The 553-nt window shown below is 40.9% G+C and carries 1 protein-coding gene; it reads left to right on the top strand.

Features of this window, described 5'->3' with window-relative positions:
• The coding region (locus tag CES81_RS13060; RefSeq protein ID WP_145993362.1) for a transposase at positions 1–553 on the top strand (553 nt) is incomplete at both ends.

Raw genomic sequence — 553 nt, 5'->3', positions numbered from 1 at the left:
GGATTACTTCATCAACCGGTATTCTTTAACTGAGCGCCAGCGAGTTCAAAGCGTGGTAGTTGATTTAAACGCTCAATACTGTCACTTTATTAAGCGAATCTTCCCCAATGCTGAAATCGTAATTGATCGATTTCACATTATTCAACTGGCTGGACGAGCTCTTGATCAAGCTCGTATTCAAGCTTTTCAGACCATCTCTGATCACCGTTCACGCCTCTATCGCATATTGAAATCTCATTGGCGCTTATTCCACCAAAATCAGGACACCATCAACGATGTTAAATCCGTCTATTTACGTGGTATTAACGAATATATGACGCAACAGAACGCCATCGATTTAATTCTATCAGCTTTTCCACGCTTCGCTGCTGTTTATGCGACTTATCAAACGATTTTAACTGCGATTAAACAGCGCAATGTAGGCCAGTTAGCTACTTTAATTGACCATTATCAACGTAATCGAACCAGTATGGATACGGTCATGAACACCTTCAGAAAAAATCGCCAAGCTATCTTGAATGCCTGCTGTTATCATAATTCCAATGGCCCCTTA

It is taken from the genome of Secundilactobacillus pentosiphilus, from assembly GCF_002217985.1.
GTDB classification, from domain to species: domain Bacteria; phylum Bacillota; class Bacilli; order Lactobacillales; family Lactobacillaceae; genus Secundilactobacillus; species Secundilactobacillus pentosiphilus.
Note: the sequence above shows the minus strand (reverse complement) of the source record. Positions and strands in the feature narration are given on the sequence as shown.